This is a genomic window from Acinetobacter sp. WC-743, from assembly GCF_000335555.1.
Taxonomy (GTDB): domain Bacteria; phylum Pseudomonadota; class Gammaproteobacteria; order Pseudomonadales; family Moraxellaceae; genus Acinetobacter; species Acinetobacter bereziniae.
The window spans coordinates 1-379 of the sequence record NZ_AMFQ01000064.1 but is presented as its reverse complement, the minus strand read 5'-3'; the positions used below and the strand labels follow the sequence as shown (position 1 = coordinate 379).

Genomic DNA, 379 nt, shown 5'->3' with positions numbered 1-379 from the left:
CACTAAAGCCTGATGCTGTTTGATTTTGTCCGTTATAAACAGTTGATACGCTATTCGCCGTTACAGTCGCTTTAGCTTTGGCGATATTCAATGCACCATCGACAAAGGTCAGATCGTAATTTTTATCAACGCCATTGGCTTTATTCGTATAACTGCCTGCATCTTTAGCCGTTACGGATGCTGTGACACCTGTCAATACAGAACTATCTTCGCCATTGACCAAACCTGTTGCACTAAAGCCAGTAGCTGTTTGATTTTGTCCATTATAAACAGTTGATACGCTATTTGCCGTTACAGTCGCTTTGGCTTTGGCAATATCCAATGCACCATCGACAAAGGTCAGATCATAGTTTTTATCAACGCCATTGGCTTTATTCGT

Annotated in this window: 1 protein-coding gene; it reads right to left on the bottom strand. The window is 41.4% G+C overall.

The window, feature by feature from the left end:
* Positions 1–379, bottom strand: a 379-nt coding sequence (locus ACINWC743_RS08270; protein ID WP_009585092.1) for an MBG domain-containing protein, incomplete at both ends; no start/stop codon positions are given.